We start from the raw sequence: 18,155 nt of genomic DNA, 5'->3' as shown, positions 1-18,155 counted from the left end.
CCGAGCATTTGCATGCTTGAAATGCGACAGAAGTAAGGAATAACATGGCCGCCACCGTCCCTCCCCTGAGAAAGTGGGTGCTCCGATGCAGCGGAGCGTTCCCGGCCCGGCGGGCCGTCCCTCCGTCCCGAAGATTCTCGCCGCCGCGGCCACCGCGATCGCCCTGGCCGTACCGTCAGGTGCCGCCGGCGCGTCGCCGGCCCCGGGCGGTCCACCGGCCGCGGTGACCCGGGCCGCCCTCGACCCGGCGCTCGTCGCCGGGCGCGGCGCCACCGTCGACCACGTCGAGCAGGAGGCCGAGCACGCCCGGACCACAGGCACGGTCATCGGCCCGGACCGGTCGGCGTACACGCTTGCCGGCGAGGCGTCCGGCCGTCGCGCCGTGCGCCTGCTCCCCGGCCAGTACGTCGAGTTCACGCTGCCCCGGGCCACGAACGCGCTTACCGTGCGCTACAGCATCCCGGACGCGCCGGGCGGGGGCGGCATCACCGCGCCGCTGCGGGTCGCCGTCGGGCGGACGCCCGCGCGCACCATGACGCTCACCTCGCAGTACGCCTGGCTCTACAACCAGTACCCGTTCACCAACGACCCGGGCGCCGACCTGCTCCACCCCGACTGGTGGATCACCGAGTGCGCCTGCGTGCCGGCGGCCACCACCCCCACGCCTGTCATCACCAAACCGTTCCGGCCGCACCACTTCTACGACGAACAGCGGCTGCTGCTCGGCCGTACCCATCGGGCCGGCGAGGTGGTCCGGCTGACCGCGCCCACCGGCACGTCCGCCGCCTGGACCGTGATCGACCTGCTCGACGCGCACCTGGTCGCCCCGCCCCGGGTGCTCCCCCGCGCGGTGAACGTGCTGGCCTTCGGCGCCGACCCGACCGGCCGGCGGGAGTCCGCCGGGGCGTTCGACCGGGCCGTCGCGTACGCCCGGCGGGTGGGCCGCCCGGTGTACCTGCCGCCGGGCACCTACCAGGTCAACCGGCACATCGTGGTGGACGACGTGACCATCACCGGCGCCGGCAGTTGGTACACGGTGGTGAAGGGACGCGAGGTCGCCCTCGACACGCCGACGCCCGACGGCTCCCGGCACACGGGCGTCGGCTTCTACGGCCGTGACGCCGCCGACGGTGGCAGCCGGAACGTGCACCTCTCCGGCTTCGCGATCGAGGGCGACGTCCGTGAGCGGATCGACACCGACCAGGTGAACGGCGTGGGCGGGGCGCTCAACCACAGCACCGTCGACGGGCTCTACCTGCACCACACCAAGGTCGGCATGTGGTTCGACGGGCCGATGACCGGCCTGCGCGTCACGAACACCGTCATCGCCGACCAGATCGCCGACGGCGTCAACTTCCACACCGGCGTCACGCACTCGTCGGTCACGAATTCGGTGGTCCGCAACAGCGGCGACGACGCGCTGGCCATGTGGTCGGAGGGGACGGCGAACACCGCGAACACGTTCGCGTACAACACCGTGCAGTCGCCGGTGCTCGCAAACGGCATCGCGCTCTACGGCGGCGCCGACCTGACCGTCGCGCACAACCTGGTCGCCGATCCGGTACGCGAGGGCAGCGCCATCCATGTCGGCGCCCGCTTCGGCGCCGAACCGTTCACCGGCCGGGTGCGGATCACCGGAAACACCACGGTACGGGCCGGCACCTATGACCTGAACTGGAACATCGGCCTCGGCGCGATCTGGTTCTACGCGCTGGACCGCAGCATCGACGCCGACATCCGGGTCACTGGCGACGCCTATCTGGACAGCACCTACAACGCGATCATGCTGGTCAGCGACTGGCCGGTGAAGGACAGCGTACGGATCGACAACGTGGCGTTCCGCGACATCCGGGTCGACGGCACGGGCACCTCGGTGGTGAGCGCCCGGACCGCCGGCGGGGCGAGCTTCGCCGACGTCGACGCGCGCCACGTGGGCGCGGTCGGGGTGAACAACTGTGGCTCGTTCCACTTCACGCCGGCCGGGTCGGAGTTCGCCCTGACCGATCTCGGCGGGAACGACGGCGGTTGGCTCGCGCCGTGGCTGTTGCCGAACACGATCACCTGCGACGACCGTCCACCCGTGGTGCCGCCGCCACCGCCCGCCGCCTGGTGACTGACCGACGGCGCGGCCGGACGCATCGGCGTCCGGCCGCGCCGTCGCGGGCAGGAGTGTTAGGAAGGGGCCCCGCCTATACCGCAGGCGTTAACCGGGGGCCCCGCCTTACCTCTCGTCAGGAGGGGGTGAGCTGGCCCCGCAGCTTGGTCAGCGCGCGGGCGAGCAGCCGGGACACGTGCATCTGGGAGACACCGACCCGGGCGGCGATCTCGCTCTGGGTGAGGTTGCCGTAGAAGCGGAGCGTGAGGATCTTCTGCTCCCGCTCGTCGAGCGTGGCAAGCGCCGGGCCGAGCGAGGCGCGCAGGTCGGCCAGCTCGTACTCGTTGTCCTCGACGCCGAGGGTGTCGCCCAGCTCGGTGGCGCTCTCGCCGTCGCCGATCGGGGTCGAGAGGGAGACCGCGTTGTAGGCGCGGGCGCCCTCCAGGCCCTCCAGCACCTCTTCCTCGGTGACGCCGAGGTGCGCGGCGATGTCGGCGACGGTCGGCGCCCGGTTGAGGGTCTGGGTCAGCGAGCTGTTCGCCTCGGAGATGCGCAGCCGCAGCTCCTGGAGGCGACGCGGCACCCGGATGTTCCAGGTGCGGTCGCGGAAGTGCCGCTTGATCTCGCCGAGGATGGTGGGGATCGCGAAGCCGGCGAAGTCGACGCCACGGGAGGCGTCGAACCGGTCCACCGCCTTGATCAGACCGAGCGCCGCCGTCTGCGCGAGGTCACCGGCCGGCTCGCCGCGACCGCTGTAGCGGGCGGCCAGGTGGTTGGCCAGCGGCAGCCACGCCTCGATGACCTGGTTACGCAGGGCGGCCCGGCGCGGGTGATCCGCCGGCAGCTCGGCCAGCGCCGCGATCAGTTCGCTGGCGCGGCTCTCCTCACCGGTCTGCGGCGCGCGGTGCACCTCGGTGACGGACGGTGCCATGGTCATCGTGGTCATGCTGCCCTTCCTGTCCTAGAAGAACGGGTGGTCTCCCACACCGGTCGTGCCAGTCACACTAGACCAAAGGTCACCGGCAAATCAACCGAACAGACGATGGAGATTTCTCCTCATTTCGGACTTAAACCTAGCGAGGCAGGAGTGGACGGTAATCGGCGGCGGTGAGCGGCAGCGCCGAGACACTGCCGTCGGCGCGCGGCACCTCCAACGGCTGCCCGTCCCGGCGGAACGCGACGCTGTCCACGTCCGGCCGCTGGGTGAGGCTGCACACGATCTGCCCGAACGCGAGCACCTCGTCGTTGCGCCCGGTCTCCTCGCCGGCCTGGCGCACCTCGACCGTGGCGACGGTGCCGGTCAAGGTGGCCCCGGCCACCGCCACCGTGCCCGGCAACGCGGTGGCCAGCCCTTCCCGGCGCTCCGCGCGGTCCGGCCCGGCCAGCAGGTGCTGGAGGTGGGCGTCCACCCCCGGCAGGCCGTCCGCCCGGCGGTTGACCACCGCCAGCCCGTCGTCGAGTACGAAGCAGAACGGCTCGTCGACCCGCCCGTCCCGGTCGGCGGTCGCCGTGCCCGCAGGCGTCGGGAACCGGCCGGGCGGCTCCCGCACCAACCGGGGCTCGTCGTCCACCGGCACGCCGCAGCCGGCGAGCAGCACGACCGCCAGCAGTGTGGGGATCATCCGCCGCCGCCGGGCAGCCCGGTCCGAACCCCGCCGAACGGCCCACGAGCCGCCCACGGCCGCCCGACCCGGACCCCGCCACCCGATCATCGGACCGCCCCCGGCAGTTCGACCCGGAACCGGGCGCCCCGGGCCCGGTCCAGCACGGCGGCCGTCCCGCCGTGCGCCGCGGCGTGCTGGGCCACCAGGGCGAGCCCGAGGCCGGTGCCGTCGGTGCCGGCCCGGGCGTGCGCGGCCCGGCCCCGGACGAACCGGTCGAAGATCGCCTCCCGGTCCGTCGGCGGTACGCCCGGCCCGTCGTCGTCGACCTCAAGAACGCCCACGCCGTCCGCCCCGTCGAGGCGGACGGCAACCGGACCGCCGCCGTAACGCTCGGCGTTCTCCAGCAGGTTCAGCAGCACCTGGGCGAACCGGCGGCGGTCGACCCACCACTGGTCCGGGACGCCGTCGGCGACCGTGACCAGGCTCTCCGGCAGCGACCGCTCCCGGCAGGCGGCGCGCGCCAGCTCGGCCACGTCGACGGTCTGCCGATGCGCGGGCTGCTCGGTGCGGGCGAGTTGGATCAGGTCGTCGACAAGCCGCTGGAACCGGGCCACCTCGTCGGCGACCAGGCCGGCCGCGGTGGCGGTGCGTTCGTCCTGGTGCTCCTTGCGGCGGGTCAACACGCTTGCCGCCGCGGCGAGGGTCTGGAGCGGTGAGCGCAGCTCGTGGCTCACGTCGGCGGCGAACCGCCGGTCCCGGTCGATCCGCTGCACCAGATTGTCGACCATCGCGTTGAACGAGGTGGACAGCCGGGTGAGATCCGGGTCGGTGGTCGGATCGAGCCGGGTGGCGAAGTCGCCGGCCGCGATCCGCTCGGCGGCGTCGGCGACGGCGGTGAGCGGCCGGAGGCTGTTGCGGGTGGCGTACCAGCCGAGTGCCGCGCCGGCTCCGGCGATCATGATGGCGACCGCGGTCAGCGCCAGCCCGACCACCTGGAACGTGTCCTCCACCTCACGCAGCGAGGTCAGCTCGTAGTAGCCCAGCTCGCCCTGGAGCGGCACGCCGACAAGCAGCGTCGGCTGGCCGTCCAGGCGGATCCGCTGCACGGCGGGCCGCCCGCCGGCGACCACCCGTTGCAGCTCCACCGGCACCGAGCCGGCCCCCACGTCGGCGGTGCGGGCGTACCAGCCGGTGCGCAGGTGCAGCAGCGGGCGCCGGGCGCTGCCGGTGTCGAGCGAGCGCAGCACCGCCACCACGTCCGGGGCGCCGGTGTCCAGGCCGGAACGCACCACCGCCGCGTCGTAGTACGCCGCCCGGACCGCGGCGCGCTCGCGCTCGTCGAGCAGCGAGCGCCGGGTCAGGTCGTACGAGAAGAGGGCCATCAGCGCGGCCAGCAGCAGGGCGCCGACGGCGAACGCCGCGGTGACCCTGGCCCGCAGTCCGGGTCGGATCATCGCTGCAGCTTGTAGCCGAGGCCCCGCAGGGTGACCAGGTGGCGGGGGTTGGCCGGATCCGGCTCGATCTTCTGCCGCAGGCGGCCGACGTGCACGTCGACCAGCCGCTCGTCGCCGGTCTCGTAGCCCCAGACACGGCTGAGCAACTGCTGGCGGGAGAGCACCCGGCCGGCGTGCTCGGCCAGCTCGCAGAGCAGCCGGAACTCGGTCCGGGTCACCGGCACCGGCCGGCCCGAACGGCGGACCTCGCCGGCCTCCGGGCTGATCTCCAGGTCACCGAAGAACTGGGCCGGCGCCGGTCCGGCCACGGTCCGGGCCCGTCGGCGCAGGGCGCGCAACCGGGCCGACAGTTCCTTGATCGCGACCGGCTTGACCACGTAGTCGTCGGCGCCGGCCTCCAGCGCGGCGACGATGTCGTGGGTGTCGTCGCGTGCGCTGATCACGACGACCGGCACGTCGTCGTCGCGACGCAACTGGCGGATGCAGTCGAAGCCGTCGATCCCCGGCAGCATCAGGTCGACGAGCACGTAGTCGGCCGGGGTCTCCCGCTGCCGGCGTAACCCCTCCTCCGCGGTGGCCGCCCCCTCGGCGGAGTAGCCCTCCTCCTCCAGGGCGAGCTGCAACGCGAGTCGGATGCGGTCGTCGTCCTCGATCACCAGTACGGCCGTCATAGGGGCATCATGACCGGCCGACCACGGGTCGCCCAATCGCGCCGGCCGTTCACGACTTTTGTCACCGAACCGTCATCCAACCGTCCGGTGACCTCCAAGATCGCTGACCAGAGTGGGAACGACACCCGAACCCCGTCACGAAAGCGACCCGATGACCGTCTCCCTGCCGTCCTCCCCGCCGGAGTCCGCCGTGCCGCACGTGCGGGTGGAGATCACCGACGAGCTGGACCTGGCCGGACTTCCCGAGGTCGCGCACGTGCTGGACCGGGTCCTCGCGCTGCGGCCCCGGGAGGTGACGATCGACCTGGCCGGGTGCCGCCATCTGGACGCCGCCGCCATCGCGCTGCTGCTGGACGTCCACCGTCGGTTGGCCCGCCGTGACGGAACCCTCGTCCTCTGCAACCCGCACCCCCGGATCCGGCGCATCCTCGCCACCTGTGGGCTGGGCGCGGCCGTACCCGTCGTCGACACGCCCCGCCCGGCCGCACGCGGCCGGGCCCGGGTCAAGTCCGCGCCGCGCTGAGGAGGAGTGGTGACCACCAGCACGCTCGTCGGAGCACTCGTCGTCGGCCTCGTGATCGGCGGCGTGGGCCGCCTCGCCGTGCCCGGACGCAAGGCCGTCCCGGTCTGGTTGACCCTTGCGCTCGGCGTGGCCGCCGCGCTGCTCGGCGCGATCGTGACCGGGCTTGTCGACAGGCGCCCCGACGGCTCGATGGTGCTGCCGCTGCTCGTACAGTCCGGCTTCGCCGCCGTGGCGGTCATCCTGGCGGTGCTGGCCGCCGGACGGTCGACGGCGGACCGGCAGGCGCCTTCCGACCCGGGTGCCCGGCGAAAGGAGGAGGTGTGACGGTCGTACCGGCGGAACACCTGATGATGCTGATCTGCGACGGCTGCGGCGACAGCGTCACCGGCGCGGGCACCACGCTGCCGGACGCCGAGGTGGTGTGGACGCTTGTCTTCGAACACGACTGGGTCGGCTCGCCCTTCGCCTCCGGCCCGCACCACTGCCCCCGGTGCAGCGCCCGCGCGGCCGTCGCCGACGACGGCCTGGGCGTCGACGACCTGGAACAGGTCGCCGGGCCGCGGGCCGCACCGGAGGGCGACTCCGCGGAGCAGGTACGCCGGGCGCTCGCCGATCGCATCGTCCGCGACGACCGGATGCTCGTCGACCTCGCCGGGATCGAGGTGATCGACTCCGCCGGCCTCGGCCTGCTGGTGCGGGCGCACCAGGACGGCCGGCGCGACGGCCGGCAACTGTGCCTGGTTTCGCCGTCCCGGTTCGTGCTCACCGTGTTGCACACCATGCGGCTCGACGGCGTCTTCGCCGTCGTCGACGATCCCGCCCCGACGTCGGGCGCCACGCCCGGCCGCCGCTGATGACCGCAGAAGAAGGAGCCCTCCCGCGATGATGCCCTGGCCGTACCCCGAGTTTCCGTTCCCCGGCGACGGGCCGGAGCCCGACGGCGCGGACGTGCGGCTCACCTCCCTGGTCGCCCAGCGGCTGAGCGCCGACTGGACCACCCGGCGGCAGCAGATCACCGTCACCGTGCAGAACCGGGTGGTCATCCTCGCCGGCCTGGTCGCGGATCCGGAGACCCGCCGGGTCGCCGCCGAGCTGGCCTGGGACGTGCCCGGGGTGTTCGACGTCTGCAACGCGCTGCGGCTCTACGGCGGGCGCCGCACCCGGCGCTGATCCGTCCGGGGGCCGGTTGCATGTATCGACATCCGCCTCTACCCTCGGCGTGGGAGCGCTCCCCAGGCTGCCACGTCGGGCTTTCCGGGCAGGTTCACGACGGGCACCGTCCGTTCACCACCCACCAGATGGGACCTTCCCGCATGTCCTCGATACCCCGGCCGTCCCGGCGGCACCTGCTCGTCGGCGGCGCCGTCGGCGCGCTCGCCCTGGCGGCCACGGCCGTCCTGCCGCTGACGAACGCGATGGCGGCGACCGGCTGCGCCGTCACCTACACCACCAACTCCTGGCAGGGTGGCTTCACCGCCAACGTGACGGTCAAGAACCTCGGCGACCCGGTGAGCAACTGGACGCTCGGCTTCACCTTCCCCGACGGTGGCCAGCGCGTAGTGCAGGGCTGGTCGGCCACGTGGCAGCAGAGTGGCTCCGCGGTCACCGCGCGCAACGTGGACTACAACGGTTCCCTCGGCACCGGCGCCAGCACCAGCATCGGCTTCAACGGCTCCTGGACCGGGTCGAACCCGAATCCGACGTCATTCACGCTCAACGGCGCGGTCTGCACCGGCGGCGTCACCACGCCGCCGACGACCACGCCGCCCACAAGCACTCCCCCGACGACCACGCCCCCGCCGCCGACCGGCACCACGCCGGTGGCGATCAACGGACAGGTGCGGGTCTGCGGGGTCAACCTCTGCAACCAGTACGGCCGGCCGATCCAACTGCGCGGGATGAGCACGCACGGGTTGCAGTGGTTCGCCAACTGCTACACCGACGCCTCGCTCACCGCGCTTGCCGACGACTGGCAGGCCGACCTGCTGCGCATCTCGATGTACGTGCAGGAAAAGGGCTACGAGACCAACCCGACCGCCTTCACCAACCAGGTGAACACGCTCGTCGACAAGGCCGAGGCCCGAGGCATGTACGCGCTCATCGACTTCCACACGCTGACCCCCGGCGACCCGATGTACAACCTGGACCGGGCCAAGACGTTCTTCGCCAACGTGGCGTCGCGCAACGCCGCCAAGAAGAACGTGATTTACGAGATCACCAACGAGCCCAACGGGGTGAGCTGGTCGACCATCCGCAACTACGCCGAACAGGTCATCCCGGTGATCCGGGCCAACGACCCGGACGCCGTGGTCATCGTCGGCACCCGGGGCTGGTCCTCGCTCGGCGTGTCCGACGGCGCCAACTCCGACGAGATCGTCAACAACCCGGTCCGCGCGGAGAACATCATGTACACGTTCCACTTCTACGCCGCGTCGCACAAGGACAACTACCGCGACGAGGTGCAGCGCGCCGCGTCCCGGCTCCCGCTGTTCGTCACCGAGTTCGGCACGGTGACCTACACCGGCGACGGCGCGGTCGACACGGCCAGCAGCAACGCCTGGCTCGACCTGCTCGACCGGTTGAAGATCAGCTACGCCAACTGGACGTTCTCGGACGCGGCCGAGGGCAGCGCGGCGCTGCGGCCGGGCACCTGCGCGGCGGGGAACTTCTCCGGCACGTCGATGCTCACCGAGTCCGGCGCGTACATGCGCAACCGGATCCGTACCCCGGACAACTTCCCCACCTCCTGACCGGGCGGCCGGCGGCGGCCCTCCCCCCTTCGGGCCGCCGCCGGCCCGCCCTCCTCGGTCAGGGGTAGCTCACCACGTTTACCGGCACCGTGTTCGTGCCCTGCGCGGTGGCGCCGGTGTCGTTGATGACGTGGGTGATCGAGCCGTTGCCGCCAAGCGACACGGTGAGCAGGTCGTGGAACCGTACGCCGGCCCGGGTCGGCGCCTCGAAGCCGTGGTAGGCCGCGATGGTCGGGTCGACGTTGAAGTAGCAGTAGCTGCCCATCCCCCAGCCCTCGAACGAGGTGACCGCGTCGGCGACCTTGAACGCCGCGTAGCCGACCCGGGAGCCGTTCATCCACGCCGCCGCGTTCGGCGGGTCGTACGGCAGCTCGTTCTGGAAGAAGATGGTCCGCCCGTTCTCGCCGTTCCAGATCACCTCGTGCTTCTGGTAGTGCTCGACGAACAGCCCGAGCGCGGTGACCCGGTCACCGTTGACGATCAGGCCGGTGTCGGCGGTGTTCACGGTCCAGCCGATGCCGGTGCCGTGGTCGCCCCGCCAGGCCCAGATGTGGTCGATGAGCGTGTCGTCCTGGTTGACCACCAGGCTGGTGGTGGCCTTCCCGGCGTGCGCGCCGCCGATGCGGAAGAAGACGTCCTGCACGGAGGTCGGGTTGGCGGCGTGACTCGCGGTCGAGCCGGCCGGGCCGACCTGCAACAGCACCGGCGAGTTGACCGCCCCGGCGTCGAACAGCATCCCGGCGAGCCGGACCCCGTCGACGTCGGCGACAGTCATCGGCACGACGCCGTTCTGCGGCACGAGCGTCGGGTAGCCGATGCCGAGCACCACCGTGCCGGCCCGGTTGACCGTGATGGTCTGGTCGACGGCGTAGACGCCGGGCGTGAAGAGCAGGTTCAGTCCCTGGGCCAGCGCGGTGTTGATGGTGGCCGCCGAGTCACCGGGCTTCGCCACGTAGAACTGGCTCAGTGGGATCGACGTGCCCGGGGTGGCCCCGCCCAGCCAGGACGCCCCGCTGGCGTTGGTGCGGGTGGACGGCACGAAGACCTGGTAGGTGCCGCTCGCGTCGAGGTAGAGGTACGGCACGTCGCGGCTGACCGGGGTCTGCGCCAGCGTGGTGTACGGCGGGTTCGGGAAGCTGGTGGCGGGCGCGCCGACCACCCCGGAGTTGGTGACGTTCCAGACCGCGTTGAGGTAGCCGCCCACGTTGCTGTCCCGGGTGTACCACTGCTGCTGCGAGTACGGCTGGACCACGCCTGTCACCCGGCTGTCGGCGATGTAGCCGCCGCTGGCCCAGCCGTAGCCGTTCGGGGCCAGGTTGAGGTCGCCCTGGATGTCCATCCGGCGGAACGGCGCGGCCTGCGACACCGCCCAGCGGGTGAACCCGGCGGACGGGAAGACCTGCATGTTCGACGCCGAGCGCCAGAAGTTCTGGGTGGCGTTGCCGTTGAACCAGCCGGCGTCGACCGTGACGTCGCCGTGGATGCGCACGTCACCGGGGTTCCGGCCGAGTCCCATGATCGAGGTGTAGAAGCCGATCTGCGCGTTGATGCCGGAGTAGTCGCCGGGCTTGAACATCAGCGCGTACCGCTGGGTGCCGAACTGGTTCGACTCCTGGGTGCGGAAGACGGTGTCGAGCTGCGCCTGGATGCTGGCGGCCGACATCGACGGGTCGAACGTGATGACGTTGGGCCCGAGCGACCCACCGCCGGGCACGGTGCCGCCGCCTGTGGTGTTGACGGCGACCTCCCACAGTGAGTAGCCGTAGCCGGTGGCCCGCGCGGTGCCGTACACCCGCAGGTAGCGGCCGGAGCCGTTGACGGTGAGCGCGTCGGTCCCGCCGTCGCCGCTCGTCGTGCTGGACACGGTGGTCCAGGTGGTCCCGTCGGTCGAGGTCTGCACCTGGTACGCCCGCGCGTACGCGGCCTCCCAGCTCAGCACCACCCGGCAGATGGTCCGGACACTGCCCAGGTCGACCTGGAGCCACTGCGGGTCGGCGGCGGCGCTGGCCCAGCGGGTGCCCGGGTTGCCGTCGACCGCCGCCGAGGCGGGGGTGCCGGCGTTCTCGGTCGACGAGGCGGTGGCCGGTCGCCCCTGGGCGGCGTTCGTCGCGGTGTCGCAGCCGCCGCCGGCGCCGGTGCTGCCGTACACCTGGAACTCCCAGAGCGAGTAGCCGTAGGCGGTGGCCCGCGCGGTGCCGTACACCCGCACGTAGCGGCCGGAGCCGCTGACGGTCAGGTCGTCGGTGCCACCGTCACCGCTTGTCGTGCTGAACACGGTGGTCCAGGTGGCGCCGTCGGTCGAGGTCTGCACCTGGTACGCCCGCGCGTAGGCGCCCTCCCAGGTCAGGCTGACCCGGGAGACGGTGGCGGTGGCGCCGAGGTCGACCTGGATCCACTGGGGGTCGGCGAAGGCGCTCGACCAGCGGGTGCCGGTGTTGCCGTCGGTGGCGTTCGACGCCGGGGTGCCGGCGTTCTCGGTCGAGGAGGCGGTGGTGGGGCGTCCTTGGGACAGCAGCGGGTCGGCGGCCCTGGCCGGGCCGGGTGGCGCGACAAGCGCCACGGTGGCGAGCAGGGCGGCCAGCGCGGCGAGCAGTCGCCGTGGGGACCACGACATCGGTACGGGTGACATGGGCATCTCCGGGACGGGTGGAGTGCGGGGCGGGGAACGGGTCCGGACGGGTCGGCGGCGCCGGCCCGTGCGCAGGACCTTCCCCGGATGCAGTGGCGTGTGTCAATTCTCGAACACGCCTCGCACGGCTTTTTTCGCGCCTTGTGAAAAGTCCGGAACAAAGCGCTCGGCCGGGTGCTTCCGTCGCCGCCGCCCCGCCGCGCGGCGCTGCCGGCGTCAACCCGGCAGCATCGCCGCCGCCACCCGGCGGACCCGGGCCGGGCGGGTGAGCACGTCCACGCTGTCGAGGTACTGGTCCACCGCGCCGACCGGCGGCCGGCCGCGCAACCCCGGATCGGCGATCGCGGCGCGCAGCGCCTCGACGAACCGTCCCGCGTCGAGCACCAGGAAGGGCCGGTCGTGGAACGGACGGGCGGTCGCGTCCACGGGCTCGGCCAGCCCGGCGTCGTTGGTCCAGCCGGCCACCGTCTCCAGCGCCCGCACCAGGCCGGCCTGCCGGGCCGCCCAGTCGCCGGGGCCGAGCGCGGCGGCAAGCGCGTCCACCACCGGCGCCGCCGCGGGCAGGCCGGCGAAAACCGTCCCGAGCCACTTGGCGTACGGGGGCCAGCGCCGCTTCAGCAGCAGCCCGAGGCGCATCAGGTCACGGGCCAACCCGGCGGTCACCACCCGGCTGCCCAGCTCGTCACCGACCTCGGCGCAGCGACCGGCCAGGTGCTCGGCCTGCGCCACCCGCTGCCAACCCGCCGCCAGCACGTGCCGCCACACGTCGTCCGGATACCACGCAAGCGTGGCCCGGACGGCGGTGAGCGCGCCACCCAGCCCGTCGTGGAACACCGCCCCGCCGGTCAGCTCGGCCAGCCGCTGGGTGGGCGTGGCCAGCCAGTCGCCCGTGGTCAGTCCGGCGCGCGGGTCGACGCCCAGCCGGCCCCGCAGCCACGCCCCCAGCTCGTCGACGACCACCCCGTGCCGGTCGCCGCCGGCCCGGGCCACGCCGAGCCGGACCGCCGGGCCTCCGGTGAACCGGGTCGGCCAGCCGAGGAACTCCGGCGGCAGTTCCGCGTCGAGCACCGCGCGCACCGACGCCGCCCCCGCCACGTCCGCCACGAACAGCTGGGTACGCGGCCCCCAGTCGTGGTCGGTGGAGCGCGGCGTGTCGAGGCCGAGCAGCTCGGAGCCACCGTCGAGCAGCCCGGCCGCGTAGCGCAGGCCGGGTAGCCGGTCGGCCAGCAGCGGGGCCACCACCTCGTCGTGGAACCGGCGCGCCAACAGCAGACCGGGTACGAACGTCATCCCGCCAGTCTGCGTACACCGACGCCGCCCGCGCCTGCGGGTTTCCGGCCCGCCGCCGCCTCTCCCATGTCGTCGGAGGGGTGTGCCAGGCTGGGCGGCGTGGCACACCGACCTCCGATCCTGCTGATCGACTCCCCAAGCCTCTACTTCCGCGCCTACTTCGGCATCCCCGAGTCGGCCGCGAAGACGGACGACGGCCAGCCGGTCAACGCCGTGCGCGGCTTCCTCGACATGCTCGCCCAACTGGTGCGCACCCGGCGGCCCGACCGGATGATCTGCGCGCTCGACCACGACTGGCGGCCGGCGTGGCGGGTGGAGCTGCTCCCCTCGTACAAGGCGCACCGGGTGGCGCCGGAGGGCGGCGAGGTCGTGCCGGACACGTTGTCCCCGCAGGTGCCGATGATCCTGGAGGTTCTCGACGCGCTCGGCATCCCGGCGGTCGGCGCCACCGGCTACGAGGCCGACGACGTGCTCGGCACGCTCTCGGTGACCCAGCCCGGCCCGGTCGAGGTGGTCTCCGGCGACCGCGACCTGTTCCAGCTCGTCGACGACGCCCACCCGACGCGCCTGCTCTACATCGGCCGGGGCGTGGCCAAGCTTGACGACTGCGACGACGCCGCGGTCCGGGCCCGCTACGGCGTCCCCGCCGACCGCTACGCCGACTTCGCCGCGCTGCGCGGCGACCCGAGCGACGGCCTGCCCGGGGTGCCCGGGGTGGGCGAGAAGACGGCCGCCCGGCTGATCGACCGCTACGGCGGGCTCGACGGCATCCTCGCCGCACTCGACGACCCCGCTTCCGGCTTCGCTCCCGGGCTGCGCGGCAAGCTCGACGGCGCCCGCGACTACCTGGCCGTGGCGCCCAAGGTGGTCCGGGTCGCCACCGACGTGCCGCTGCCCGAGCTGGAACCGGCGCTGCCGACGTCCCCGGCCGATCCGGACAGACTGCTCGATCTGGCGCAGCGCTGGAACCTGGCCGGCTCGTGCCGCCGCCTGGTCGACGCGCTCGCCGCCCCCCGCACCTGAACGGGTGGCGTCGGGCCGTCCGTTCACGGGCCAAGGCAGCGGCAGATCTTGGAACGAAATGGCCCCCATAGGGGCACTTTCCTACCAAGATCTCGGAGAGCGGGACCAACTCGGGCGCACCATCCACCACGCCGCACCGGCGGACGGCGCAAACGCGCGAGTGGCCTAGCGACGCGGGTCGGTGCCTCGGCGGGAGGGGAACTGCGCGCCGGGCTGCGCCAGCGTCGAACGGGCACGCAGCCCCACCGGATCCGGCGCCGAGCCGTCCGGCGCCGAGCGGTCCGCCGCCGAGCGGTCCGGTGCCGAGCGGGCCCGCAGGCCCACCGGGTCCGGGGCCGGCTCGGCCTCGGCCGCCGGGGACACGCCGTCGAGCCGTGCGGCCACGTACGCGGCGCCGGCCCGGTCGTCGTCCGACGGCGCGGCGAGCAGCGCGTAGACAAGCCCCACCACGCCGAAGACCACGGCGAGCACGATCGGCACCAGCAGGCCGCTGACCTCGGTGCCGGTGGCCGCTCTGCGGCCCTCGTGCAGGTGCACCGACAGCGCGCTCATGCCGGTGAAGTGCATGCCGTTCACGGCGATGCCCATGACCAGAGCCGACCCCATGATCGCGACAGCGCGCCGGACGGTCATCGCCAGCCACAGCGCCACGGTGGCGGCCACAAGCGCGACGACGACGGAGAGCGCCACCCGCAGCCGGTCGTAGCCGAGCGTGCCGTCCAGTCGCATGGCCGCCATTCCGGTGTAGTGCATGGCGGCCACCCCGGCGCCGGTGAAGAGGCCGCCGGCGAGCAGCCGGAGCGCGGTGAGCCGACCGGTGCCCACGATGGCCAGGCCGATGCCGACCGCGCCCACGGCGATCACCGTGCTGGCCGCGGTCAGCGGCACGTCGTAGCGGATCCGGGTACCGCTGACGGCGAAGCCGAGCATGGCCATGAAGTGCATCGCCCAGATGGCCGTGCCGCCCAGCGCCCAGGCCGCGAGCAGACCCCACCACATTCGCGGGCCGGCGCCGGAGGCGGTTCGGATCCGCCCGGCACAGACCAGGCCGAGCACTGAGCCGAGCACGGACAGCGCGTAGCTCAGCGCGGGCGTGATCCACCCGTACTCAAAGTGATTGATCTCGCCCACGGTGACCATCCTCGATCCGCTACCGGCGCGTAGACAGCGCGCCCCGCAATGATCCGGCAACGCCTGACCAGGCACGACACCGCCCCCCGGGTATCCGGGCGGTGGTGTCACGATGACGGAGCGATGCGTCGATTCTCGTGCCGAGGATGACCGAAAGTGATCGTCAGCCGGAGGTGTGGTAGGCCAGCACGCCCCGGTTGACGGCCGAGATCGCCTGCCGCGCGGTGGCGCGCAGCTCCGTGGAGGCACCGCCGGAGTCGGCGAGTTGGCCGAGCAGGTCGACCACCTGCCGCGACCACCGGACGAAGTCGCCGGCCGGCATCTCGCCGTCGATCTGGTGCCCGCTGGCGAGCACCTTGGCGAGCGCCTCCCCGCGCGCCCACCGGTAGATCGGCCAGGCGAAGCCGAGATCCGGCTCGCGGGTGCCGGTCAGGCCACGCGCCGCCTCGTCCGCCTCGATGTCGCCCCACAGCTTGAGCGTCTCGTCGACCGCGTCGCCGACCGCGCCGCGCGGCAACGACGCCCGTTCGTCGACGTCCCGCCGGGCCTCGAAGACCACTACCGACACGGCGGCGGCCAGCTCGGCCGGGGAGAGCCCGTCCCACACCCGACGCCGCAGGCACTCGGCGACCAGCAGGTCGGCCTCGGTCCAGATCCGGGCCAGCATCCGGCCGGCGTCGGTGACCTCACCGTCGGGGGCCAGGTAGCCGCGCGCGGTCAGCAGCGCGACGATCCGGTCGAAGGTACGGGCCAGGGAGCCCGTCCGCCCGCTCACCCGCTGCCGCAGCTCCTCGGTGTCGCGCTCCAGCCGGCGGCGACGCTCGGCCCACCGGGCGTGTTCCTCCCGGTCCGGGCAGGCGTGGCAGGGGTGCCCGCGCATCTCGACGCGGAACTGGCTGAGCCGGTGGTCCTCCCCGACCGCCTGGCGGGACCGCCCGCCGCGCCGGCCGCCGTGCCGGTCCAGCCCGGTGCCGCTGACGGCGGCGGCCAGGTCCCGCCGCGCCGCCGGCGACCGGTGGTTGAAGTGCTTCGGCACCCGGATCCGGGCGAGCACCTCGGCCGGGGTGGTGAAGTCGCCGGGGCTGACCCGGCCGGCCCAACGGTCCTGGGTGAGCACCAGCGGGCGGGGCTCGCCGAAACCACCGGTCGCCGGGTCGAGCACCACGGCCAGGCCGGCCCGCCGCCCCGACGGCACCCGGATCACGTCGCCGACCCGCAGCCGCTCCAGCGAGGTGACGGCCGCCGCCTTGCGCTGGGTCTGCCCCTGCCGGGCGATGGTCCGCTCCCGGTCGGCGATCGCCACCCGCAGCGCGAAGTATTCGTCGAAGTCGCCGTGGTGGCAGGCGGCCTCCGCGCCGTACGCCTCGATCGTCTCGGTGTTGCGCTGCACCTGCCGGGCCAGCCCGACCACCGACCGGTCCGCCTGGAACTGCGCGAAGGAGGACTCCAGCAGCGCCCGGGCCGGCTCCGCGCCGACGCTCCCGACCAGGTTGACGGCCATGTTGTAGGACGGCCGGAAGCTGGAGCGCAGCGGGTAGGTGCGGGTGGAGGCCAGGCCGGCCACGTGCCGGGGGTCGGTCTCCGGCGACCAGACCACCACGGCGTGGCCCTCGACGTCGATGCCCCGCCGGCCGGCGCGGCCGGTGAGCTGGGTGTACTCACCCGGGGTGAGGTCGACGTGGGCCTCGCCGTTGAACTTCACCAGCCGCTCCAGCACCACGCAGCGGGCCGGCATGTTGATGCCCAGGGCCAGCGTCTCGGTGGCGAAGACCGCCTTGACCAGGCCGCGGACGAACAGCTCCTCGACGACCTCCTTGAACGCGGGGAGCATGCCGGCGTGGTGGGCGGCCAGGCCGCGCTCCAACCCGTCAAGCCACTCCCAGTAGCCGAGCACGGTCAGGTCCTCGCCCGGGATCGCGGTGATCCGCGACTCGACCACGTGGCGGATCTCGGCGCGTTCCTCCGCCGAGGTCAGCCGCAGCCCGGCGGCGAGGCACTGCTGGACCGCCGCCTGGCAGCCGGCCCGGCTGAAGATGAACAGGATCGCCGGCAGCAGGTTCTCCCGGTCGAGCCGTTCCACGATGTCGGGGCGCATCGGACCGCGCCAGCGCGGACCGCGCCGCCCGCCGCCGGGGCCGGCGCTGCGCCCCTCGCCCAGCTCCAGCCGGCGCACCGTGTCCCGGGTGTAGCGCAGCAGCTCGGGGTGGACGTCGTGCTTGCGGGCCGCGTCGGCGTCGTGGAACAGGTCGAACATGCGTTTGCCGACGAGCATGTGCTGCCAGAGCGGCACCGGCCGGTGCTCGGAGACCACCACAGTCGTCTCGCCGCGCACGGTGACCAGCCAGTCGGCGAACTCCTCGGCGTTGGACACGGTCGCCGACAGCGACACGAGCGTGACCGACTCCGGCAGGTGGATGATCACCTCTTCCCAGACCCCGCCGCGGAACCGGTCGGCCAGGTAGTGGACCTCGTCCATCACCACGTAGGCGAGGCCCGCGAGGGTGGCCGAGCCGGCGTAGAGCATGTTGCGCAGCACCTCGGTGGTCATCACCACCACTGGCGCGTCGCCGTTGATCGCGTTGTCGCCGGTGAGCAGCCCGACCTGCTCGGCGCCGTATCGGTCGACCAGGTCGTGGTATTTCTGGTTGGACAACGCCTTGATCGGCGTGGTGTAGAAACACTTGCGCCTGGTGGTCGGGGTGTCGCCGCCGACTGACTCGCCGCGCAGCGCCAGGTGCACGGCGAACTCGCCCACCACGGTCTTCCCGGCGCCGGTGGGGGCGCAGACCAGGACGCCGCTGCCCCGCTCCAGCGCCTGGCACGCCTCGCGCTGGAAGTCGTCGAGGTCGAACCCGAGATCATGGGAGAATTCGTCCAGGGCCGGGAAGGCGGAGGCCTGCGCGGCCCGGCGGCGCGCCGCGGCGTACCGCTCGGCGGGGCTCGACATGCATCCAAGATTAATCGGTACCGCCGACGACCACCGGT

At 73.0% G+C, this 18,155-nt stretch carries 15 protein-coding genes; 7 read left to right on the top strand and 8 right to left on the bottom strand.

All coding sequences use genetic code 11. The features are described from left to right. Window positions 1-85 precede the first annotated feature (85 nt). Entirely contained in the window at window positions 86-2,113 is a 2,028-nt protein-coding gene (locus SM450_RS22950; protein ID WP_474621816.1) for a glycosyl hydrolase family 28-related protein, read from the top strand. A gap of 118 nt (window positions 2,114-2,231) precedes the next feature. Here the strand turns inward: SM450_RS22950 and SM450_RS22945 are convergent, their stop codons facing one another. From SM450_RS22945 to SM450_RS22930, 4 genes are all read right to left on the bottom strand, one after another. Next, window positions 2,232-3,041, bottom strand: coding sequence for a SigB/SigF/SigG family RNA polymerase sigma factor (locus SM450_RS22945; RefSeq protein WP_474621815.1), 810 nt, complete (start codon window positions 3,039-3,041; stop codon window positions 2,232-2,234). A 127-nt stretch (window positions 3,042-3,168) separates the two neighbouring features. After that, entirely contained in the window at window positions 3,169-3,717 is a 549-nt protein-coding gene (locus tag SM450_RS22940) for a GerMN domain-containing protein (protein WP_474621814.1), read from the bottom strand. A gap of 86 nt (window positions 3,718-3,803) precedes the next feature. Continuing rightward, entirely contained in the window at window positions 3,804-5,153 is a 1,350-nt protein-coding gene (locus SM450_RS22935) for a sensor histidine kinase (RefSeq protein ID WP_474621813.1), read from the bottom strand. Then, complete coding sequence (locus tag SM450_RS22930; RefSeq protein ID WP_474621812.1) at window positions 5,150-5,824, bottom strand: response regulator transcription factor; 675 nt, start codon at window positions 5,822-5,824, stop codon at window positions 5,150-5,152. The genes SM450_RS22935 and SM450_RS22930 overlap by 4 nt, the downstream gene beginning before the upstream one ends. Before the next feature lie 151 nt (window positions 5,825-5,975). Between SM450_RS22930 and SM450_RS22925 the strand changes: the two genes are divergently transcribed. The 5 genes from SM450_RS22925 (at window position 5,976) to SM450_RS22905 (ending at window position 9,097) form a co-directional block, all read left to right on the top strand. After that, complete coding sequence (locus tag SM450_RS22925; RefSeq protein ID WP_474621811.1) at window positions 5,976-6,347, top strand: STAS domain-containing protein; 372 nt, start codon at window positions 5,976-5,978, stop codon at window positions 6,345-6,347. A 9-nt stretch (window positions 6,348-6,356) separates the two neighbouring features. Next, window positions 6,357-6,671, top strand: coding sequence for a hypothetical protein (locus SM450_RS22920; protein ID WP_474621810.1), 315 nt, complete (start codon window positions 6,357-6,359; stop codon window positions 6,669-6,671). Continuing rightward, the gene (locus tag SM450_RS22915) at window positions 6,668-7,201 is read left to right on the top strand and encodes an STAS domain-containing protein (RefSeq protein WP_474621809.1); all 534 of its coding nucleotides are present in this window, start codon (window positions 6,668-6,670) and stop codon (window positions 7,199-7,201) included. The genes SM450_RS22920 and SM450_RS22915 overlap by 4 nt, the downstream gene beginning before the upstream one ends. 28 nt (window positions 7,202-7,229) lie before the next feature. Continuing rightward, the gene (locus tag SM450_RS22910) at window positions 7,230-7,517 is read left to right on the top strand and encodes a BON domain-containing protein (protein ID WP_474621808.1); all 288 of its coding nucleotides are present in this window, start codon (window positions 7,230-7,232) and stop codon (window positions 7,515-7,517) included. 143 nt (window positions 7,518-7,660) lie between these two features. Then, a complete protein-coding gene (locus SM450_RS22905; RefSeq protein ID WP_474621807.1) occupies window positions 7,661-9,097 on the top strand; it encodes a cellulase family glycosylhydrolase in 1,437 nt (478 codons plus the stop codon). Window positions 9,098-9,155: 58 nt separating this feature from the next. Here SM450_RS22905 and SM450_RS22900 read toward each other — a convergent pair whose 3' ends face one another. Both SM450_RS22900 and SM450_RS22895 read right to left on the bottom strand, forming a co-directional pair. Then, complete coding sequence (locus SM450_RS22900; RefSeq protein ID WP_474621806.1) at window positions 9,156-11,726, bottom strand: discoidin domain-containing protein; 2,571 nt, start codon at window positions 11,724-11,726, stop codon at window positions 9,156-9,158. 216 nt (window positions 11,727-11,942) lie between these two features. Next, window positions 11,943-13,016 carry a DUF4037 domain-containing protein gene (locus SM450_RS22895; protein ID WP_474621805.1) on the bottom strand — a complete coding sequence of 358 codons (1,074 nt, stop codon included), beginning with the start codon at window positions 13,014-13,016 and terminating at the stop codon, window positions 11,943-11,945. 66 nt (window positions 13,017-13,082) lie between these two features. On the opposite strand from SM450_RS22895, the gene SM450_RS22890 reads away from it, so the two are divergent. Further along, the gene (locus SM450_RS22890) at window positions 13,083-14,039 is read left to right on the top strand and encodes a 5'-3' exonuclease (protein WP_474621804.1); all 957 of its coding nucleotides are present in this window, start codon (window positions 13,083-13,085) and stop codon (window positions 14,037-14,039) included. Window positions 14,040-14,204: 165 nt separating this feature from the next. Here the strand turns inward: SM450_RS22890 and SM450_RS22885 are convergent, their stop codons facing one another. Beyond that, a complete protein-coding gene (locus SM450_RS22885) occupies window positions 14,205-15,170 on the bottom strand; it encodes an MHYT domain-containing protein (protein WP_474621803.1) in 966 nt (321 codons plus the stop codon). Window positions 15,171-15,333: 163 nt separating this feature from the next. Beyond that, on the bottom strand, window positions 15,334-18,117 hold the full coding sequence (locus tag SM450_RS22880) for a DEAD/DEAH box helicase (protein WP_474621802.1): 2,784 nt from the start codon (window positions 18,115-18,117) through the stop codon (window positions 15,334-15,336). Window positions 18,118-18,155: the final 38 nt, after the last annotated feature.

This window comes from Micromonospora marincola (genome assembly GCF_056150385.1).
The sequence above is the reverse complement of the archived record's forward strand: the minus strand, read 5'-3'. Positions and strand labels throughout refer to the sequence as shown.